The sequence below is a fragment of the Pedococcus sp. KACC 23699 genome (assembly GCF_045348425.1).
In the GTDB taxonomy this organism is placed as follows: Bacteria; Actinomycetota; Actinomycetes; order Actinomycetales; family Dermatophilaceae; genus Pedococcus.
This window is the reverse complement of sequence record NZ_CP157483.1, coordinates 521,904-542,925: the sequence shown is the minus strand read 5'-3', so window position 1 is coordinate 542,925 and position 21,022 is coordinate 521,904. Positions and strand designations below refer to the sequence as shown.

Below are 21,022 nucleotides of genomic sequence, written 5' to 3'. Positions count from 1 at the left end.
GGTAGACAGTCGTGCACGTGCTAGCCACGCACCGGGTTCCCGGTGGTCGCGGTCCTCGCTTCTCGCCACTCTCGGGGCGAGAGGCCGTAGGCAGTCCGGAAGAGCCGTCCGAACGTGGAAGCGTCCGTGAAGCCGTGGCGTCTCGCTATCGATGCGATGGTCAGGTGGCTCCACTCCGCACCCCTGAGATCGGACCGGCAGGCTTCCAGACGCTGGGTCCGGATCCAGTCGCCGAGGCTGACCTCGCCCTCGGCGAGCACCTTGTACAGGTGTCGGACGGAGATGTGGTGTTCGGCGGCGATCTCGGCTGCGTTCAGGCGCGGGTCGTGGAGATGAGCCCGCGCGTACTCGAGCACTCGAAGGAGAAGACTGCTGTGCAGTGACTCCTGTGCAAGGGCAGTTGAGTCCAGGTGCGTGGTGATGAGCGCGCGCACGAGTTCGATGCTGGGCTGGCCAAGTGCATTCGCGCTGGGATGAGTGGCTACCTCTCGCCGAGCTGCCATTCGCCCGAAGTAGGCCGCGGCGAGGTCAGCGACGGGGTGGCCGGGAGCCAGGGGAACGGCTCGGAGCCGTCGGACGAGGTCGTATGGGAGTGCCAGAGAGGCGACCTTGATGGCGAAGAAGTGCTGCTGGATGCCCAGGTCGTCGAGCAGCGTGTACTCGCTGCTCGAGTCGCAGAAGGCCAGCTGGCCGGGCTTCAGCGTGGCGGTGCGCCCACCTTGGCTCAGCTGCAGGCTCGATCCGGGAGTCTGCAGGGCCAAGAAGATCGTGGGCTCCTGCGAATCGCGGGCCAACGCAGGCGTGCGGTGCACCCTGGTGGCATTGGATCGAACCGAGCACAGGCGCAGATCACCGACGTCGATGATCAGGCCGTGTGCGTCCGCGTCACCCTTCGGGCCGGGGAAGTCGATGTCGACGTGCACCATGGTTTCGGCGATCACCTGGCGCACGATCTGGGCACGGTCCAACGGCGGCATCAGCGACGTGTTGAGGACAAGCGTCATGCCAGACCGCCTTTGCCGAGACGGTGCGGAGAACGTACGGGCTCTCCTGCTGGGGGCGTTGCGCAACTGCCGGACATGATTGGTCACTCCTCTGCGGACTCCATCGGTAGCGCTACACAACGCTGTTGTCCGGGGTCGGCACATCGTCCGGACCGGTGACTCGACCGTGTGCCAGGCCCGGACGCGTTGCGAACTTCTCACCTGTTTGGGTGACTTCATTCACCTGCGGCGCCTGGGCGGCACGTCCAACGTCCCGTCGTCGCCGTGGATGGAATCGCTCGTCTTGCGCGGGATGCGCGATACGGGCAACCGGCAGCGTGCCGGTGGTGACGGAGGGGTGAGTCCTACCGTCCCTGTGAGAACTCCACATCGCGCAGCGCGTTGGCCAGCTGGACGCGGGAGGAGACGTCGAGCTTGGCGAAGATCGAGCGCAGATGTGTTGCAACGGTGTTGGGGGACAGCCCGAGCGCCTCCGCGGCTGCCCGGTTCGACGCTCCACTGCCGACGAGCCCGGCCACCCGGCGCTCACCCGTGGTCAGGGACTCCCATCCAGTCTTGGCGCGACGCGGAGACGGCAGCCAGTGCTTTCTCCTGACCCCGGCGCTTCTCAGGGCCATCTGCACGGTCTCCATACCGCTGCGGATGTCGAAGCGCTCGAAGGGGCCCCACGCCCTGTCCAGGGCACTGATTCCGTTCTTGCGTTGTCCCGCCTCGAGCAACGCAAGACCATAGTCCGTCAGTGCTCTGGCCAGGAGCAGCTCTCGAGGACCGTCCTCGAGGATGCGGACAGCCCCCGCAAGGACGTCGAGGTTCTGGTCCACGAGTCCACGCAGTAGGAGGGCCTGTCCCTCGAAGCTGCTGACACCCGGGTTGCGTTCCGCCCCGATCGAAGCGATGTGGGCGGCGCGGCGGACGAGGTCGCCGTTGGATGCTGCGAGTCCGATATCTGCGAAGTTCCGCATCCGTCCGGGAATCCACGGCCAGTAGCTCAAGGTGAGAGGCGCCCCGTTGAGCAGTGGTTCGAGGATCCTGACGGCGGCTGCGGCGTCACCTTCGGCGGCAGACAGCCATCCGGTGACCAAGGCTTCGCTGAGGGTCGTGTTTGGCGGGTCGGGGACGGGACTGTCGAGGGAGATCGTGAGCTGCTCCCGCGCCTCATGGAGCTCGCCGCGTGTCACGCAGAGCCAGGCGAGGATGAGATGCGCTCCGTGTGCCGAGTCCTCGTCGCCGACCTCGTCTGCGAGCCGTACAAGGGTGCGGGCGCCCACCTCGGCGTCCTCCACACGGCCGAGGTCGTGGTCCTGCCAGATCTGGGCTTCGATCAGCGCGGGCGCGACGGTTACTCCGGCTGCATTCGCTTCACCACGGGCGTCCCTCAGCAGGCGATGTGCCTCGTCGTAGCGGTCCAAATGCTGGAGCGAGGCGATCTCCGGGGCGAGGTAACTCTTTCCGAAAAGGGAGCGCAGGTGGTGGAAGTGGCGATGGGCGTCCCGATGCCTGCCCTCCTTGCGGGCCACCTCGCCGAGCGCCTCAAGTGCCATCTGCTCGCTTGGACGATCGCGCAGCCGCCGACTCGCGGCCAGCGTGTCCTCGGCGAACTGGCGAGCTGCGTCGCTGGCGTGGGAGCGTGTCATGGTCAGTGCCTGGATGGACCGTAGCCGTGTCCCTGCCACCTGCGAGACCTCTACGTTCGCGAAGGCCTCCGTCCGGGTGAGGATCTCCTCGAGCGCCCCCGTCCGCCAAAGGGCGCCACGTGCCAGGAACTCCAGTTGCGCTGCCACCTCGACGTCGCTGGCAACGGCGAGCAGGCGGTCTGCCAGCTCGATCGCCTCGGTGTCGCGGTGCGCCGCTGGCAGAAGCCCGAGAGTTTGGAGTCCCAGCTCCATGTGGTCAGCGGTATCACGCTTCGTCAGGAGGTACGCGCTTCTGGCCAGGTCGGCGGCGCCCACCGGGTCAACCTCAGATGATGCGGCCGCAGCCGCGGAGAGGATGCGGATTGCTTCGGCATCGCCGCTCCTAGCGAACGCCAGCGCGTGGGGGGCAGCCGCGAGGGCGCTGCCGTCATTTCGCAGTATCCATCGGGCGCAGCGTCGATGGAGATCGCGTCTAACGGCGGCAGACGTGGTGTCGTAAACGGTCTGACGGATCAGGTCATGGCGAAAGACAACCCACTCGGCGCGTGCGGCAAACACGCCGTACGTGATGAGTGGGGACAGCCAGTCGGTGTCGAGGTCGATGATGTCATCGCCGAGGAGGTCCATGAGGTCGTCGAGGTGGATCGGGTGACCGAGGACAGCAGAGATCCGAACAGCTCGCTGGGAGGCCTCAGGCATGGCGTGGCAGCGCTGGGTCACCATTTGCTTGATCGTCTGGGGGATTTCATCGCTGACGTCCCCGGCTGCCCGGGCGAGCACGAGGCCGGTCAGCAGCTCGGCGACCAAGAACGGGTTGCCCCCTGCGCCGTGAAGGAGCTCGGCGGCACGGCCGGACGGAGTCGATCCGAGCCGCCGAGCGGCCCATGACATGACGTCGCTCTCGCTGAGCGGAGCCAGCTCGATCTGGTGCAGGGGCACCTCCGCTGGGCCGGTCTTGATCGGCTCGCTAGTCGCCGAGGATGGTCTGTCGCGGCTGGCCATCACCCAAACGACGGGGGAGCCGGCCAGTCTCGGTGGCAGGACGTCGAGGGCAAATCGCGTAAGGCGGTCTGCCCACTGCAGATCGTCGATCGCGATGACGATCGGTCGTCGCGAAGCCTCCTCTTCCAAGAGGGACGCCAGGCGGTCCACCAGCCAGAGGCGGTGGTCGTAGAGGCTGGACAGGGCTGTGAAGGAATCGGAGTCCAGCACCGGTGCTTGGCCGGACCGCAGCGCAACGAGCAGCGGAGCGCCTGGCGCGATCTGGTCCGCCTCCTCGGCCTTGCCGGTGCCGACGGCGAAGCCGAGAGATCCGGCCCGCTCGACCACAGCGGATACCACTGAGCTCTTGCCTGTGCCGGGGTCGCCGGTGATGAGCAGGACGGCGCCCTGTCCGCTGTGCAGAGTGGTGGCGAGCACACGGTGCGCCTGTGCCAGGACGTCCTCACGACCGATCAGGTCCATCTCGCCTCGTCTGGTGTCTCGTCTGGGGTCTCGCCGGGCATCGTCGGCCACTGCTGTCTCGACGAGGTGTGCAGCCATCTCTGCCGCACGTGCACACCCGGTTCTCGGGAGGACGCCGGCGTCCTGGGGCGGAATACCGTCGCAGTCATCGGTCCGTTTGGGGCATCGGCATCACGAAAAGGAGCAACTAATGACCATATCCGATGTGTCGGGTGTGATCGAGCGTGATGTGGTCACGGCCAAGGGGCGAGTCCACGTCAACGAGTATCCGGGCGAAGGCCCTCCGATCGTCCTGACGCACGGCTTCCCGGACGACTCGCGGATCTACAAGCACCTGCTGCCGGAGCTGTCGGGCCGACACGCAATCACCTTCGACTTCCTGGGGCACGGTCGTTCGGCGAGGGTGGACCTGACCCCCATGGAGTCCGGTCAGCGCGAGGGCGAGCTGGCGGCAATCGTCGAGCAGCTGGGGCTGGACAGGCCCATCCTGGTCGGGCACGACATCGGTGGCCCGGTCGCCATCAGGTACGCCATCGCCAACCCTGCGAGTGTCGGCGGACTCGTGCTGCTCAACACGTTCTTCGGCGATGCGCCGACGCTGGTGTTCCCCGAGTTCATCCGGATGCTCGCGGACAGGCATCTTGCCCCTTTGGTCGACGCGATCATCGCAGACCCGACGACGCTGGGATGGATGTTGTTCTACACGAGCAGCACGCTGAACCCGGGGCCGGTCGACCTGGCGGGCCTGGGCGGTCAGTCGATCCTGCCCCAGTTCTTCGGCGACGACACGCAACTTGACGCCGTCCCCGCCATCCGAGCCTGGTCTGCGGACCTCTTTCCCGGCCTGCAGCAACAGAACTCGCAGATAGCGCGCGGCGAGCTGGGTCGTCTGGACGTACCGGTCACCATCGCCTTCGGAGAGCACGATCGTTACCTGAACCAGCGTGTGGCCGAGCACCTGCACACGCTCTTCCCAGGGTCTGTCCTGCACCCGATATCAGGGGCTGCGCACTGGCCCCAGTGGGATCAGCCGGCGGCGACGGCAGCCGTGATCGTCGAGACGGCCCAAGGGGTCCAGAAGCGGTCAACAGCCTGAGGAGGTGCCATCGACCGAGAACTCCCCGGACCGGATCACGTTCCGGCACGCCTGGCAGGTCACTTGGGCGTGGAACGTCTCGCCACACACGGTGTGGACGAAGTCGACCGTAGGCACGCCTTCGTCGCGGTAGGCATCGCCCCAGTTCTTGAGCACGAGGATCACCACACCGAGATCGCGGCCCTTCGGGGTCAACTCGTACCCGGCGAGCCGACCACGCTCGGGCGAACGCGCCTGCAGAATCCCGGACTCCGTCAACTTCCGGAGCCTGGCCGAAAGGACATCCCGAGGCGCTCCGACGGCTCTCAGGATGTCGGTGTAGCGGGAGGCCCCGAAGGCGACCGCTCGAACGATGTGCAGCGACCATCTGTCGTTGATCGCGTCCAACGCCACAGCCAACGAGTCGCGAGTTGGTTTGTTATCCAAACCACTTGTGTTACCGTTTTCTTTGTTTGACATTCAAACCACTATAGCCGAGGACCAACCCATGTCGTCATCATCCGCTCCACACCCCGTCGGGTCTCCCGTAATCACCCAGCACCGCACTTGGATCCCGCTGGTCGTCACCGGCCTGATCATCGGCGCGGCGTTCATCGCGGTGTACGTCGGGCTGCAACGTTCTCCGGAACCGCGCAACCTGCCGCTCGCCACGGTGGGTCAGCAGCTCTCCTCGGCGGTGCGCTCGGGACTGGCGGAGAAGGTAGACGTCATCGCGGTCCCCAGCCTCGAAAGGGGGGACGAGCTCGTCCGTAACGGCGACGCGATTGCCGTCGTCAGCGCGACCTCGCCGAGCTCGTTGCGCCTCCACTACGCCGGTGCCAGCGGCTTCAGCGAGAGCGCTGCGGCGCGAAGGCTCGTCGCCGGTCTGGCGAGCAAGGGCGGCTTCAGCGTCGAAGAAGCGGACATCGTCCCGCTGGCGCGCTATGACTCACGCGGCCTGTCCGCCTTCTACGTGGTCTTCGGCGTCACGCTGTCCTCCTTCGTCCTCGCTCAGGGACTCACCGGCGCGACCCGCACGGTTCGCCTTCGTCACCGGCTGTACGCGATGGTCGGGTTCGCGGTTGCCATCGGCCTCATCGCGGCAACCATCGCGGGTCCTGTCTTCGGGTCTCTGACAGCCCCGTTCTCCGCCCTGGCGCTCTCGCTCATCCTGCTCTCGGCGGCAAGCGCGTTTGCCACGAAGGCCCTTGGTGCCTGGCTCGGCCCTGCGGGGATCGGACTGGCGGTCCTGATCCTCACGACTATCGGAAATGCCACCAGCGGAGCGACCATCGGTTACGACCTGCTGCCTACTTGGGCGCAGGCCGTCTCTGCCAAGCTTCCGCCCGGCGCGGCCGTGCGGGCAGTCAACGACTTCGGCTACTTCGGTGGTTCGCACGCCTGGGCCTCGATCGCGGTCCTGATTGCGTGGTTCGTGGTCAGCTTCGTGCTGATTCTCCTCCGGCAGGGAGTCAGTGACCGCCGCACTCACAAGGACGTCGCGGTGGACCGGGTCGCCGTGGCCGCCTGAGCACGTCGTCGAAGAGCTGAAGGTTGCCAGTGGCTGCAGCGCGCCCGGACGGACGGACGTCCCCAGGAGGGGCCGGTGGAGGGCGCGACGGCACGGGAGCCGCCGTGGCCTTGTGGGCGGCGATCAGGTACCGGCGGGCCCAGGCGCTGCCCCTGGTCGTCCTCTCGGCACTCATCGCCACCTGCGCCGTCTTCGCGCCGCTGTACGAGCGGGCCCTCGAGCAGTCCCTCCTGCGCAGCACCATCGACCAGGCACCCATCACCGGTACCGCCCTGTCCGTACGCGGCGGACGCAGTGAGCGCTTCCCCACCCGCCAGCCCGGGGACCTGGCCGATGTCGTGCCACCGGTGCTGCGTGGGTTGTACATGGTTCCCTTCAGGCAGATGCAGGACTCCATCTTCATCACTCCCCGCCACGGACTCCTGCCGTCACCCGTCCGACTCCTCTCGCGCAGCGACGTCTGCGCGCACCTGACGGTGAGGGGCCGCTGCCCGCAGACCCCCGGTGAGGTGCTGGTGTCGTCGAAGGACGCGAGCACCTGGTCCTGGCGACTGGGCCGGACGTTCGACACGCCAGTTCCGGGCACGGGTTCGTCGACGAGTCCGGGGCAGGCCCAGCGGACCGCCCGGCTCACGGTCGTCGGGGTGTACGCCGTCCGTCCCAACCCTGCCTACTGGCTGGGTACACAACTCGACGGCAAGTCCGGTGTACCGACCAACTTCGGGTCTCAGACGGTGCCGGGTGTTGACGACCTCGTCACCACTGAGGCGACGTTCGACCCCACTTGGGTGCACGTCGGGTCGACGTTGATCTTTCCCCTTAGGGCCGAGTCGGTGACGATGGGCAACCTCGACCGGGTGACATCGGCACTGCAGCCGCGAGTCGAAGGCGTGCCCAACGGGCACACCGACGTCGTGGTCCAGAGTGAGCTGCCGGCGTTCATCGCCACGGTCGAGGACGCCCAGGGGCAGTTGCGGGTCATCGTCCCGCTGCTCACGGCACAGCTCGCACTGCTCGGCGCTGCCATCCTGGTCCTCGTGGCCCGGGCGGCCGTTGACCAGCGACGGCCTGAGGCGGCCCTCGCCCGGCTTCGGGGCCGCAGCCGCGAGGGAGCCGGCCGGCTCGTCATCACCGAACTCGGCCTCACCGTCCTGCTCGGCCTGCCGGTGGGCGCCGTGGCGGCGGTGGTGCTGTCCGAGGTCGTGCGCCGTCGCCTGTTGGCGGACGGAGTGCCGTTCGAGGTGTCTTGGATCGCAATCGTGGGCCTGCTCGCCTCGGCGGTCGTCTGCGTCCTGGCCGTCGTCGTCGCCGCGCGTCCGCTCCAGCGGCAGAGCATCTCCGCGCTGCTGCGCCGGGTCTCACCCGCCCGTCGCGTCGGCCTCGGCATCGTCGACCTGCTCGCCGTCGCGCTCGCAGGTTTCGGCCTTGTGGGCCTGGCGACCCGCGCCCTCCAGGGTCCGCTGGCACTGCTCACCCCGACGTTGGTGGCTCTGGCCGGTGGCCTCGTGGCCTCGCGCGCCGCCGTGCCCATCGCCCGGTCCGTGGGGCGGACCAACCTGCGCCGTGGGCGCATCGGGCCGGCGCTCGCGGCATACGGGCTCGAGCGTCGTCCCGCGATGCGCACGGTGGTCACCGTCGTCAGCGTGGCGGTCTCGCTCACCGTGTTCGCCGCCAACGCCCTCGTGGTCGCGGACCGCAACTGGGTCGCGCGGGCCCAGCTCACCACCGGGGCCCCGGTGGTCCTGGACACCGACAGCTCGGACCCGACGAAACTCGCTGGCGCCGTGCAGGGGATCGACCCGTCCGGCCGCCGCGTGCTGCCAGTGGCGGTGGTGCGCCAGACCGCTCAGGGGTCCACCCCGACCATGGCCGTCATCGGGTCCACGTTCGACCAGGTGGCGTTCTCCCCGGCGGGCGCCGAGCTGCGCACCCGCCTGCTGCGACCCCCCGCCGTCGCGACGGTCCCACTCGTGGGGCAGCGCGTCACCGGTCACGTGACCTGGGAGACCCGAAGCACCGCGGACCCGCTCGACGCATCCGGCACCGGTGACGCCGCGACCCCCGTGGTCGTGCGTCTCGACGTCACGACGACGACCGGCCGGCGGCTCACCCGCGACGTCGTCGACCTGCCCGCCACCGGTGCAGGGTCGAAGGACTTCTCCACCCCACTGCTGTGCCCCGCTGGGTGCCGACTCGATGGTATCGGCGTGGTCCAGACCGACCCTCTGTCCAAGGGGGTGGTCGGCACCGTCACGATCGCAGGGCTAGGCATCGACGACCGACGCCTCGATGTCGACGACGTAACCCGCTGGAACCCGTTCACCCCTCTCTCCTCGGGCACCCATGACGACCTCCGCCTGACGTTCCCGACATCGGACACCCTTCGACTGGCGTTCCGGTCCAGCGGGGTCACCGTCAGGGTGTCATATGCCGATGTGCCCGCGCAGCTGCCGGGCCTTCTGGCGGGGCCCGTGCCACCCGGTGGCACCGCCAAGTCGTTCCAGGCCATCGGGCTCAATGGGGCACCGATGCAGGTGACGGCGGTACAGCGGCCGGCTGCGCTGCCCGTGCTCGGCACACGGGGCGTCATGGTCGACTACCGCACGCTGGCCCGGCTAGGGGGCCCGCTCGGCGCCGGCGGCACGCTGTCGGTCTGGCTACGCGAGCCCGGCCAGGAGCAGGCGGTGCGCGCGGCCTTGGGCAGGACGGGGATCGGCGTCACGACGGCCCACCACTACGACGACGCAAAGGCCCGGATCGTCGCCTCCGGGTCGGGCTGGGGGGTGCGGCTCGCGCTGTTCAGCGGGGCGATGGCCGTCGTCCTCGCCGCCCTAGTCGTGATCGTGATCGCTGCGACGGGGTGGCGGGTCGTGGCCCGAGACCTTGCCGCGCTGCACATGTCCGGGGTGCGGCTGGGCGTGCTGCGGCGGTCGCTGGTGCGTGAGCAGGTGCTCGTCGTCACCCTCGGGACTGTCGTGGGAGCGGTCTGCGGCGTCACCGCGGCGGCCTTGGCGATGCCGCTGCTGCCGTTGTTCGACGACGCATCGACGCCCGTACCGGCCCTGCAGATTGCGCCGTCCATAACAGCGGTCCTTGGCGCGACCCTCGTCGCCCTCGTGGTACTGATCCTTGCGGCGCTCGCTGCTGCGCTCTCGTCCGGTAGCCGGGTCACCCTCAGCAGGATCCGGGAGACGCTGTGAGAACGGCCAGGACGACGTCCGCCACGGCAGATGGTGGTGGTCTGGGGGTGAGCACCCGTGGCCTGGTCCACATCTACCGGGCTGAGGGCCACGACGTCGCGGCCCTGTCGGGCGTGGACCTCGTCGTCGCCCCCGGTGAGGTGGTCGGACTGCTGGGCCCGTCGGGTGCAGGCAAGTCCACGCTGCTGACGTTGTTCGGCGGCCTGATGCGCCCGAGCGCCGGCCGCGTGCGGGTGGGGGAGCACGAGCTGTCGACGATGACCGAGCCGGAGCTCGACCGCTTCCGGGCCGCAGACGTCGGCATCATCCTGCAGGGTGCCACGCGAAACCTGTTGCCCTACTTGACCGCTCGTCAGAACGTCGAGTTCGCGCAGCGCTCGGCGGTCAAGGCCGGCCGGGGCGTCCCGGGTGCCGCCGAGGTGCTCGAGCTCGTCGGCCTCGACCACGCCGCCACCGAACCTCTCGACTCCCTGCCGCCGGGACAGCTCCAGCTCGCCGCTCTCGCGGTGTCGCTCGCGAGCCGGCCCGGGCTCCTCCTCGGCGACGAGCCGACCAGCCAACTCCACCACACCTCGCGCGACGTCGTCCTCGACGCGCTGCACCGCGTCAACGAGGAGTGGGGCACGACGATCGTCGTCGTGACCCACGACCCCGACGTCGCGGCGCGGCTCCCGCGCACGGTGACCATCCGCGACGGTCGCGTGGGCAGCGAGGGGCGCGCGGGCGAGGAGTACGCCGTGGTGTCCGCCGACGGCTCCCTGCCGCTGCCTGCCGCGGCGGTCGCCGCGTTCCCGCCCGGCGCCTTCGTCCGGGTGCACCACGTGGACGGCGTCTGGACGCTCGTGCCCGAAGGGGGAGGGGGCCAAGGTGGCTGAGCGACGAGGTTTCGTGGACATTGACCGACAGGACGTGGACCGGGAAGGGATGGAAGGCTTGGTGCCCCCGCTGGTGCTTTCCGGGGTCACCGTCCGACACGGGACCACGGTGGCTGTGGACGCCGCCCGCTTGGAGGCCCACCCGGGCGACTTCATCGCTGTCACGGGTCACAGTGGCGCGGGCAAGTCGTCCCTGCTGTGGGCGATCGCGGGGGCGGTTCCGTTCGAGGGCAGCGTGCGGTTGGGCGTCGAGGCGGTGAGCGGGCGCGAGCAGGCGGGCGATCTCGGGATCGAGGTGATCCCGCAGGGCAGCGCCCTCGCACTGCTGTTGTCGGCGCGGGAGAACGTTGAACTCCCGCTGCTGGCTAGGGGCGTGCCTGCCGAGGAGGCCGCGCGCCGCGCGCAGGAGGCGCTGAGGGCAGTCAGCCTCGAGGAGTCCGGCAGTCACCTGGCCGAGGAGCTGAGCGGTGGTCAGCAGCAACGGGTGTCGGTCGCGCGCGGGCTAGCGCTGCGGCCACGGGTGTTGCTCGCCGACGAGCCCACGAGCGAGCTCGATCACGACAACCGAGAGCGGGTTCTGGCACTGCTGCGGGCAGAGGCGTCGCGGGGAGCGATCGTCCTCATGGCCACGCACGACCCGGAGGCGGCGCAGGCGGCTGACTGTGAGGTGCGGCTCGACGACGGCCGCTGCGAGATCGTCCGTACCCTCGGGTGAGCTCGCCGTGTGCAAAGGCGGCGGATAGACGCACCGCGCGGACACGGCACGCGAGACAGCCACCCAAGCGCATGATGCCGGGCAGCTGGTCGCTGAGCACCGTCGATTGGGGACGGGCTCGAACGTCATCTGGTTGAAGGCCACGCCCGGTGGCCCCGCAGAATCGGAGGTCATCATGTGCCACCCCATCGTGCACGCCGAGATCCGTTCGAGCGACCCTGACGCAACAAGGGCATTTTTCGGGGAGCTGTTTGGCTGGACTTACCCCACCGAAGGCGCTTTCCCCGGCTACACCTTTGTCGAGACTGGGGTGCCCGGAGCGCTGTACACCGCGATCAGCCCGCTTCAGGGCGACGACGGCGACCTGGTCACGTTCTTCGTCGGTGTTGAGGACATGGCCGGCGCCATCGCAGACACGACACGCCTCGGCGGACGCGTCGTGCAGGAGCCGGTCAGCGTTCCCGGGGTGTCGTTCGCGCTCATCGCCGACCCTCAGGGTCATGTGGTCGGTTTGGCCCAGCAAGTCTAAGCGGCAACTCGGACGAGCCGTCGGTTCAGCCCGTCCGCGCCAGACCGAGCCCAAAGCAGCCACCGACGGACAGCGCGCCAGCAGGCGGCGGATAGACGGACGGCACGAGCGCATTCGACGGCCCCAACGGGCAGGAAATACCTCGTCTGGACGTGCTCCTCGGGTAGAACTGTCACGTGAACGAGCCAACGCAAGCGCAATGGGGCGACCCGGACAATCATGCCGCCGTATCCGCTGCGTTGAACAACGGCTTGCAGGAGCGCTCGATTGGCGTCTTCGCTCGGTGGTGGCAACTCGAGACATGGCTGCGAGAACTGGCATACGTCGAACTACGGGCCAGGTATGGAAAGACCTGGGAAGCTTCCGTCTCGCGGTCCGCAGGCCGCCAATCGCAGGACGCTGCATTCACGCACATGGAGGGCGCGGACAGCCGAAACCCCCTCGCCTACCTGGACTACAGTCAGCTTCTCGACGTCATGTCCGAGAACTGGGACCTATTCGGCTATGCCCTAGTCGAGAAACGATCATGGGAAGGGCGTCAAGAGGATCTCAAGCGAATCCGGCATCGCATAGGACATATGCGAGTTCCGCACCCCGATGACCTCAGTAGGCTGGAACAGACCTTGCGCGATCTCGAGCGAGGGGCCTTCATTGCTCAGGCCTCGTACAACCGACGGGACTTGCTCTGGGAACAGCACGACCCAGTGACGGATGCGTGGCTGCACCAGAATCACGATGACGCGCAAAGGCTCGTCGAGCACGCGCGCAGGAACTATGACACCAAGCTGGTCCTGCAGTTCAGCCGGCGGCCATGGGCCAAAGGGCAGGAGGTGGGTGACAACGCACCGGGGATTCTCTGGCACGCTGACTTCCTGATGCGCGGCCGAACGATTGACCCAGTGGAGCTTTGGCATGACTACGCGACCGACAACGTCCGGCCCTTGTTGATGCACCTTGTCGCCAATGATCCGTGGCACATTGGGTTCACCTTCAGCGCCGCCGATCCGGGGATGGAGATTGCCGACGCAATCGGCCGAGCCTTCGACAGTGTTCTCACTCTCTCGCGCCCGGCCCCCTTTGACGACTCGGCCCTCAACGAGGACTGGGGCGCCCGCGCGCGCGCAGTCGATCACCGAATCCTCCATAACACCGGATGGAACACGCTGAGCGATACGACAGTTCCCGTGAGCACCTTTGGTGCGGGCTCGGTCGTTCGCCAGGCACCCTCGTGGTGAACGGATCGTGCCGAACCTTGAGACCCGCAGGCGAGGGCTCCCCCGAATGCGGCGGAAAGACCTACGCCCTCTCGCAAGGCTGCGCCGTTCCCTTGCGCGACGGCGCACCGGGCATCGCTCCCCGTCACTCGAGAGGGTGCGCTCTCAGCAACCGCACCTCGTCGGCGTCGAGCCCAGCCTGCACCCGACGCAGCGCGATGTCGTCGATGCGTTGCGCGTCGCGCAGCTCGAGGAGTGCCTCACGTCGCCTGCCGATGAGAGCGAGTAGAAGGCTCGTGTACTGGTCGTCGTGCTGGACCGCAGGATTGTCCTGCGCACCTGCAGCAGCCACCAGCCTGCGCTGCTTGTCCAGTTCGCGACGCACCCGCTCGATCACCATCTCATCGCTGTCGAGCTCGCTGGCCGTGTTTTCGAGCGCCTCGATTGCCACGTCCAGGGTGTACTCGTCGGCGTACTGGACCTCTTCGTCGACCGAGGTATCAGCTGGCAGCCGCGCGAACCGCACCACCGAGGGCAGGAGAAGTGCCTGGAGAAGGGTCAGGAGGATCACCCCGCACGTGATCAGCACCATCAGGTCTCGTCCGGGAAAGGGTGCTCCGGAGTCCAGGGCGTGCGGCACGGCAAGGATCGCGGCCAGCGACACCGCTCCCCGGAACCCCGCTACCGCGCTGACCATGCGTTGCCGCGCCGGGACGCGGCGCAACCGCTGGGCCGGGCGGCGATCGAGGAGCCGGATGAGGTAGGGCGTCGTGTAGATCCACGCCCACCGGACCCCGATGACGACGGCCGTGACCACCAGTACGTCACCGAGCGCCCGCATCATGGAGGCGCTGCTCAACCCCCGGACAGCGGACTGGGCCGACACCCCGACAAGTACGAAGAGCGCACTGCTGAGCACCGTCGTGGACAGCGCCCAGAACGGTATGGCGATCTGCCGCGTCACCGCGCCAGTAATGCGTGGCGCCACCTGGCTCATGAACAGCCCGCACACCACGACGGCCAGGACGCCGGACGCGTGGAGGACGTCTGCCAGTAGGAACGCTGCGAAGGGCGTAACCAGCATCGCGATGGCTTCCAGCATCGGGTCGTCCATCCGGCGCCGAACCTGCCAGCTGACCAATCCGATGAGTGCGCCAGCCAGAACACCCCCGCAGTACGCCAGTACCAACAACCAGGTCACGTGCCAGCCGGTGAGGTCCTCTTGGCCGACCGTTACGCCCACCGCCAGTCCATAGAGGACAAGGGCGGTGCCGTCGTTGATCAGGCTCTCGGCGCGGAGCACGGTCACCGTGCGGCGGGGTAGGTCGCGGGCCAGGACGCCGACAGCCGTGGCGTCGGTAGGTGCCAGAGCCGCGCCGAGAACCCACGCCGGCCCCCACCCGAGGCCGAGCCAGTGCGCGGCGCCAGCGACCGCGGCAGCGGTGGCGAAGACCAACGCGGTGCTGGTCAGGACCACGACCCGCAGGTTGTTGCGGATCTCCCGCAATGAGGTCGTCAGGCTCTCCCAGTACAGCAAGGCGGGCAGGAACAGGAGAAGCACCACCTCCGGCGGCAGCTGGGCCTGCCGCACGTGCGGCCAGAAACCGAGCAGCACCCCGACCAGCACGAGCAAGATGGCTGGCGCGATGGGGTAGCGCCGCGCAAACAGACCGCACACCACCAAGGCGAGTCCGAGCATGACCACTATCTCGAGTCCGAACACAGACTCATCTTGTCGGGCCGTCTACCCGTCGGCCACCCCGATTACACACCCCACCATGGCGCTTCCTCGGCCGGGAACCCATGCGCGCCTATACCGAAACGGCGCCGCCCGCGGCGATGGATTGTCACGCCCCGTGGAGTGAGGGTGGAGTGACCCGCTACAGGGACGGACGGTCGTAAGGCCAGCCGACTGGCGGCGCAGAGGCGGTGGTGTCGATGGCCGTAGTCTGCGTGTGTTGTGCGGTGCGCGAGTCGCTGACGTTTGGAGGACCGTTTGTCGAAAGGTCATGACGTTGCCCAGATGGCTCAGATCACTCGGCGTACCGATGCTGGGCCGGTCTGCCTCGCGGTGTATGAGCAGCTCGACGCACTGCTGCGGACGTTGGGCGAGAAGGACTGGGCGTTGCCGACTGCTTGACCTGGCTGGGTCGGCCGCGGACATGGTCGGCATCTGATCGGCGCGCCCCGGGGTAACGCGTCCGTACGTGAGTTCGTAGGGCAGCAGCTCTGGGGGCTGCGTCATCGAGGGGAGTTCGGCGGCAATCCGTTGGACGCGGTCAACAGCCTTCAGATCGCCGACCATGCCGGCCTGCCCGATGCGCGGCGGGCCGAGGCACTGCGCGCCGTTGAACCGCATGCCGTCCGTGGGCGCCTGCGTCTGTCGGCGTGGTTCGGCGCCCTCAGTGTGCCGCTGTCCACCGGTGGTTCGGCCGCGGCGGGGATGCCGCGCTCGGTCAACCTCGGCCGGCTGCTGGACGTGGTCTCCACCCGCGATGCGTGGATGCACACCATCGACATCAGCGAGGTGGTCGGTCGTCCGCCGTCGCTTGGTTCCCCCGTCAACGGCCGCATCGTGCAGGACGTGTGTTTGGACTGGGTCCGGCGCCATGGCCAGCCGGTCGACCTGACCCTTACCGGACCCGCCGGTGGGCGGTATCAATCCGGAGCGGGCGGCGCGGTGCCGGAGATGGACGCGGTCGAGTTCTGCCGAATCTTGTCCGGGCGCTCTCCCGGGGACGGCCTGTTGAGCACCAAGGTCCTGTTCTAAAGCCGCTGGGCCGCGGGCCGACACGCGGCGGAAGGACGAATCGAGCGTTGAGGGCTTCGCGCCAGATGCCCAACTTGCGACGGCGGCTCAGCGGTAACGCGATGCTGGCGGAATGGGCCATGGGGCCTCGACATCCGAGCCATCGAGCATGACTCCGGCCAGTGGACACAGGTGGTATTCCTCGACCCACGGGCCCAGACGGGTAACGACGACCTCCTCAGATCTTGCGTAGGCAACACTGATCGGAAATCTGGGATCGCTGCCCCCTTCGGCAGCCTCTTGGATTCGCTGGAAATTTGCTACGGGGTCATCGTTTGGAGGTGGGGTCACCACTTCGGCTTCAGCTGCTTGATGCGTCAGGGGGTCGCGGAGTACCCAGATGTAGTCTTCGCGAGATCGGTGAACGCACAGCAACTGCGAACGTAGTTCCTCAGGGATGCGTGGACGAGCTTCGTCACCCAACAGCCTCGAGTGGGCCGCATACCAAGCGCTAAACGACTGGTGCCATAGGGGCTCCGCTGGATCCACCTGCAGCTCTTGCAACCACTTGGGATACCGCCCCCTACGCCGAAGCCCCGACTCATTGAGAAGTTCTGAGGCCGTTCTTGGGTACCGGCGGAGATTGGACCCATACACGAGCCGATCGCCGATGAAGGTGAGAAGTCTCTCCAGTGACTCGATGCTTTGCTCGGCCTCCGCGACGCTAGGCAGGTAGCCGCCATGGACAACGCGATGTCGGACGGCAGCTACGTCATCGGCCCACCTACCCACTGCGCCATTGCCATCCGTCTTCCAATCACCACCCAACAAGTTCGCGTATTGCGTCTTAACTCGAGTGGCCAAGCCTTGGCGCCACAGGCCGGCACTTTGTTCGGGCGTGAGCCCATCCTCCCAGCGCATGTGGCACAAGGTGATGTTCAGAAGAGCTTCCGAGGCAGCGGCCATCATGACGATGGCTTCACGCGTGTTGCCTCGGCTGAACAGTGCTGCAGATCCCTGCTGATGTAGATCCAGGTACATGCGCAGGGCCGGATCCCGTCGGCCCGCTTCGAACACCGCATCGACCTGCTCAGGCTCGAGCGTTGGCGCCTCGGAAGCATGAACGAAGTTCGAGTTGGCGTGAAACAGACAAACCTCGGCAGGCTCCTTGGCCGCAATCTGAAGGTGCGTGCGTAAGACGTACGGCACTAGGGGAGGAAGTAGTGCGCCGGTGAGGAGTGTCAGGGGCCGTCGAGTCGCGGCATGGTATGCGGCCTGAAAGCTGCCGACAGCGCGGACCGCGGCATCGAAAGCTGGTTCCATAAGTTCCTTCGCCGCCTCTGGGTCAGGCATGACGAACTTGTCATCGAGTCGGTCCGCCGCTCTGATGGCAGCAAGCGTCTGGAGAGGAATCGCGACCTCCGCGACCGTCGAATAACCAGCGGGATGGACTGCGGCGAATTCTTCACCGCGGACGTCGCTCGGGGATTCTTGGCTCTTGGGTAGTCCGGCTTCGACTGCAGCCATGGTGGCATCCATGCCCAAGGCCGCGACAAGATCGATTTCGACCTGATGGAAGAGGATCGAGGAGGCGAGCACGTGCGCCCTCGTGAGGTTTTCAAACTTGCCACCCGGCGCATCGCCAGATTCCAGCGCATCGCCGCTGCTTGGCGTATCCAGAAGGCGATGGAGCTCGGGGCCCATCTTCACAAGGTCGCGGACTGGAACGCCCTGGGGCCAGCCCACAGTCTCAGGAAGACGAAGAAAAAACGTTGCGATCGGTTCGTCATCGCCGATCCAGATTTCTGGCTCGTAGGTGCCCCCTGCCATGATTCTCCCCTCTAGCTCCGGCTTCCTTTCAGCGCGACCGTACCGGACATAGTTCCGAGGCCATGCGTCGTCGGCCACAGCAGGTCCTCGCGGGATCTTGCGCAGCACTCATGTCGACATCACGCAGTCTTTATGGGCGCTGTGCAGCAATGTCTTCGTGCGTGTGGGCACCGTCAGCGGGGCCTCAACCCAACCACGGCAGTAGTCCTTTCGCAGGTCCGTCCTCTCTGGCGGCCCCAACCAGGACGTGGAATTGAGCCGGACAGGTGGTAGCCGACATCGGTTGCGGAGAGGGCCGGGGGAGGTTCAATTACCAGTGGGTGCACACTCCGGGGTGGTCGGGACAGCGAGTCCGCTGGATCTCCTCGGTGAGGTTCAGGGCCGCGTCAATGTCTCCCAGTGCGGCTGCAAACGAGACGGAATATCGTTCTTCTGCGGTGAAGCCATGATGGTCCATCACCATGGCGAAGAATGTTTCGTGCCACTCGTCCTCAAAGACATGCTGGTCCTCGGGCTCGCTGTAGCTCGCACATGTGTGGCACCAGAGGATGAGTCGACCTCCGCAAGGGTCGCTTGTCAGGTCGGAGAGAGTCACGTAGTGGCACGGCTTCGTGCTTGGCGAGCTAGAGATCGGAGCCATGGTGTCTTCCTCGATCGACGTTTGGTGTTTTGGACATCGGCGGATGTTGAGGCAATCCGATCCACGGCACAGGTCAGGCGGTTGCCGCCTTGTGCGCTTCCCAGATTTCCCTTGAAAGGCGGCCACGGGCGCCGACGGAGTAGCCGTTGGCGATGGCCCATGTGCGCACTACGCCGGGTGCGGCGCGATGGTCCGTTGGGGCCAACTTCGCCGGCGCTGGGCTTTGCGTTGCCGCCGAGTGCACTGGCTCGTCTCTCGTGCTGGGGGCTTGGTGCGGCTGGATGTGACGGAGCATTGTCGCGAAGTCTTGAGGAGTGACGAGGCGTGTGCCGAGCTGCGCGGCGGCTTCGGCTTTGCCTCCTTGGAAAGAGCCGTCCGTGACCAGGAGGGCGGTGCGGCGACTGACGTTGTTGAGGACGCGTACGCCTGCCTGGCTCGCAGCTTGTTCGAGCAGGTCGCGTTCGGCGTCGTCGCAGCCGGTGAAGGCGATGCGTTGGCCGACTCGGAGGGGCTCGCCGTGGGCCCAAATGTCTGGGAGGGGTGCGAGTCCGGTCGACAAGGAGGCGAGACGTGCCTCTTCCTCACCGTCGAGGAGGTCCTTGACCGTGGATATGGGCTGTCCTAGCAGCCGGGCCATCGCATGGAGTTCTCGTCGCTCGGCTCGGGTGATCTTGCCGTCTTCGATGGCTGCCCTGGCTAGGGCACGCATGAAACCCCGGTGTGCACGGTCGACGCCGTCTGTGCCGAGCTCGTACAACTCAGCAACTTCACCCAGGGCTGCCCGTTCCTGCCCGTTGAGTTCGCCGTCTTCGAGGGCTTCGGTCAGAAGTTCAAGGTAAGGCAGGGACGCTTCGGAGGCTCCGTCGTCGAGCGCGTCGGAGAGGGAGAAGGTCTCTAGAAGGCTGGCTACTCGCAGGGGTGGTGCGTAGTGGTGGGAGACTCGCGAGGGGGGCTTGGGCGGTGCGGCTGGGTCGGCAATGCGTCCCGTTCCGGCCAGCGTGGGCCAGGGCACCCGTGTCGCTTGACCCAGGATGGCGCGGTGCTCCTTGAGGGGCGCGGGCGGAAAGGCAGAGTTGAGGAAGTGGCCAAGCAGCTCCGCGGTGGCTCGTGCGTCCACCAGGGCAGAGTGCCCACCGTCCAAGTTCACCCCGGCGGCCCAACAGCAGTCGACCAAGCGCCGACGATCAAGGTGCGGCATGTAGTGCCAGGATGCTTCCAGCGTGCAGAGGGTAGGAACGATCGGCCAGGACCAGTTTGCACGGCCGAACTCGTACCTCATGAAGGACGAGTCGAACCGGGCGTTGTGCGCGACGAGCGCTCGGCCGTGGAGGAGCCCGGCGAGGTGCGGGGCGAGCTGCTCGAAGGTCGGCGCGTGAGCTACATCAGCGTCGGTGATGCCGTGGATGTGGGTTGCTCCGACGGGACCTTGTGGGTTGATTCGGCTCGTCCACTCGTGTTCGCGCTGACCGTTGCCGTCAAGCAGTACGACGCCAACCTCGATCACGCGATCTGATCGAGGGGACAGTCCGGTCGTCTCGACATCGAGCACTGCATAACCCGTCCGGGGCCACGAGGGTGCCCCCTCGGACGGTGCTGATTGGGGCGCTCGGGGAGCGTGAGACATCCGGGGTGCCTGGCTTAGTAGCGGCTGTGATGGAGCCGATACCTCTTCGGAATGGCCGATCAGACGCCGAAACGCGTCCCTGAAAGCGCCCACGATTCCCCCCAACTACGCGACCCCGGCGAGGGTCGCTGTACGTCGGCAGTGAACCAGACAGGGGCGTCCGGTGAGGGCGATTTGGGGACCTTGTCGTCCAGTTCGAACGGAGGAGGGACGTGGGAGGTGTGAAGCGGGTTCTCCGTGATCCCGGCGGCTCAGGCAGCCCGTCGTCGGGGCGGGAGCAGGCACCATTGGAGGCGTGAACGAAGACGCTGGACTCGACTCTCTGAACCCCGCTGACACGCCTGCCCGCGACGGTCGGCTTTTCCGCGCCATCATCGCCGCACAGCGCGAAGTTGACCAAGCCACCGAGCACCTCCGTACCGCCGTCGCAAGCGCTCGCCAACACGGGGACTCGTGGACGGTGATCGGCGTCGCCCTCGGGCTCTCAGCACAGGCTGCTCAACAGGAGTTTGAACAGGGCTAGGTCCCGGGGACTCCGTTCGGCAGTCGACGAGCTCGAGATCCCTGACCTGCTTCACCGGCTGAACTGGCGCTGGCGGAATCGCTGCCAACCCGACCCGCTCACGGGTCACCCCGCACGTAGACGCTCGGATCGATGCCTCGCCAACGGCAGCCAGTCAAGGAAGACGCCGCTAGCAAGTTTCTGCAGCGGGCTCCTAAAGGTGCTCGGTAACAGAGCCGAGAAACCACCCATGACCCGAACCCATGACCTATCCAGTCCTTCAGCACCGTTGTTGCTCAGGGCATTCCACGCTTTCTCGATATCATCAAGGCAGCCCAGCTCGCTGGTTCGAGCTGAGGGTCGCTCTAGCGCTCTGAGGTGCAGCGATGCCAGATATCGAGGGGGCCGAAACCCCGCACGAGCCGCCAAACCTGTG

15 protein-coding genes are annotated in these 21,022 nt (G+C 67.0%); 9 read left to right on the top strand and 6 right to left on the bottom strand.

Annotated elements, in window-relative coordinates; genetic code table 11:
• Window positions 1-20: 20 nt before the first annotated feature.
• Window positions 21-1,091, bottom strand: coding sequence for a helix-turn-helix domain-containing protein (locus tag ABEG17_RS02525; RefSeq protein WP_406831705.1), 1,071 nt, complete (start codon window positions 1,089-1,091; stop codon window positions 21-23).
• A 257-nt stretch (window positions 1,092-1,348) separates the two neighbouring features.
• Entirely contained in the window at window positions 1,349-4,102 is a 2,754-nt protein-coding gene (locus ABEG17_RS02520; protein ID WP_406831704.1) for a helix-turn-helix transcriptional regulator, read from the bottom strand.
• Between the two features lie 190 nt (window positions 4,103-4,292).
• Here ABEG17_RS02520 and ABEG17_RS02515 point away from each other — a divergent pair, with 190 nt between their 5' ends.
• On the top strand, window positions 4,293-5,198 hold the full coding sequence (locus ABEG17_RS02515) for an alpha/beta fold hydrolase (RefSeq protein ID WP_406831702.1): 906 nt from the start codon (window positions 4,293-4,295) through the stop codon (window positions 5,196-5,198).
• On the opposite strand, the gene ABEG17_RS02510 is transcribed toward ABEG17_RS02515, so the two are convergent.
• Window positions 5,187-5,585 carry a winged helix-turn-helix transcriptional regulator gene (locus ABEG17_RS02510; protein ID WP_406831700.1) on the bottom strand — a complete coding sequence of 133 codons (399 nt, stop codon included), beginning with the start codon at window positions 5,583-5,585 and terminating at the stop codon, window positions 5,187-5,189. The genes ABEG17_RS02515 and ABEG17_RS02510 overlap by 12 nt on opposite strands.
• A gap of 100 nt (window positions 5,586-5,685) precedes the next feature.
• Here ABEG17_RS02510 and ABEG17_RS02505 point away from each other — a divergent pair, with 100 nt between their 5' ends.
• From ABEG17_RS02505 to ABEG17_RS02480, 6 genes are all read left to right on the top strand, one after another.
• A complete protein-coding gene (locus ABEG17_RS02505; protein ID WP_406831699.1) occupies window positions 5,686-6,708 on the top strand; it encodes a hypothetical protein in 1,023 nt (340 codons plus the stop codon).
• A 104-nt stretch (window positions 6,709-6,812) separates the two neighbouring features.
• The gene (locus ABEG17_RS02500) at window positions 6,813-9,908 is read left to right on the top strand and encodes an FtsX-like permease family protein (protein ID WP_406831698.1); all 3,096 of its coding nucleotides are present in this window, start codon (window positions 6,813-6,815) and stop codon (window positions 9,906-9,908) included.
• 47 nt (window positions 9,909-9,955) lie between these two features.
• Window positions 9,956-10,783, top strand: a complete 828-nt coding sequence (locus ABEG17_RS02495; protein ID WP_406831697.1) for an ABC transporter ATP-binding protein — start codon at window positions 9,956-9,958, stop codon at window positions 10,781-10,783.
• 13 nt (window positions 10,784-10,796) lie between these two features.
• Complete coding sequence (locus ABEG17_RS02490; protein WP_406831696.1) at window positions 10,797-11,498, top strand: ABC transporter ATP-binding protein; 702 nt, start codon at window positions 10,797-10,799, stop codon at window positions 11,496-11,498.
• 133 nt (window positions 11,499-11,631) lie between these two features.
• The gene (locus tag ABEG17_RS02485) at window positions 11,632-12,027 is read left to right on the top strand and encodes a VOC family protein (RefSeq protein WP_406831694.1); all 396 of its coding nucleotides are present in this window, start codon (window positions 11,632-11,634) and stop codon (window positions 12,025-12,027) included.
• Window positions 12,028-12,203: 176 nt separating this feature from the next.
• Window positions 12,204-13,262, top strand: a complete 1,059-nt coding sequence (locus ABEG17_RS02480; RefSeq protein WP_406831692.1) for a Swt1 family HEPN domain-containing protein — start codon at window positions 12,204-12,206, stop codon at window positions 13,260-13,262.
• A gap of 124 nt (window positions 13,263-13,386) precedes the next feature.
• On the opposite strand, the gene ABEG17_RS02475 is transcribed toward ABEG17_RS02480, so the two are convergent.
• Window positions 13,387-14,964, bottom strand: coding sequence for a Na+/H+ antiporter (locus tag ABEG17_RS02475; RefSeq protein WP_406831690.1), 1,578 nt, complete (start codon window positions 14,962-14,964; stop codon window positions 13,387-13,389).
• Between the two features lie 546 nt (window positions 14,965-15,510).
• On the opposite strand from ABEG17_RS02475, the gene ABEG17_RS02470 reads away from it, so the two are divergent.
• Window positions 15,511-16,011 carry a hypothetical protein gene (locus ABEG17_RS02470; RefSeq protein ID WP_406831689.1) on the top strand — a complete coding sequence of 167 codons (501 nt, stop codon included), beginning with the start codon at window positions 15,511-15,513 and terminating at the stop codon, window positions 16,009-16,011.
• An 87-nt stretch (window positions 16,012-16,098) separates the two neighbouring features.
• Here ABEG17_RS02470 and ABEG17_RS02465 read toward each other — a convergent pair whose 3' ends face one another.
• Window positions 16,099-17,820: a hypothetical protein gene (locus tag ABEG17_RS02465; RefSeq protein WP_406831687.1), complete on the bottom strand. Its 1,722-nt coding sequence runs from the start codon at window positions 17,818-17,820 to the stop codon at window positions 16,099-16,101.
• Between the two features lie 713 nt (window positions 17,821-18,533).
• Window positions 18,534-20,009, bottom strand: coding sequence for an exonuclease domain-containing protein (locus tag ABEG17_RS02460; protein ID WP_406831685.1), 1,476 nt, complete (start codon window positions 20,007-20,009; stop codon window positions 18,534-18,536).
• 370 nt (window positions 20,010-20,379) lie between these two features.
• Here ABEG17_RS02460 and ABEG17_RS02455 point away from each other — a divergent pair, with 370 nt between their 5' ends.
• Entirely contained in the window at window positions 20,380-20,607 is a 228-nt protein-coding gene (locus ABEG17_RS02455) for a hypothetical protein (protein WP_406831684.1), read from the top strand.
• The last annotated feature ends 415 nt before the right edge of the window (window positions 20,608-21,022 follow it).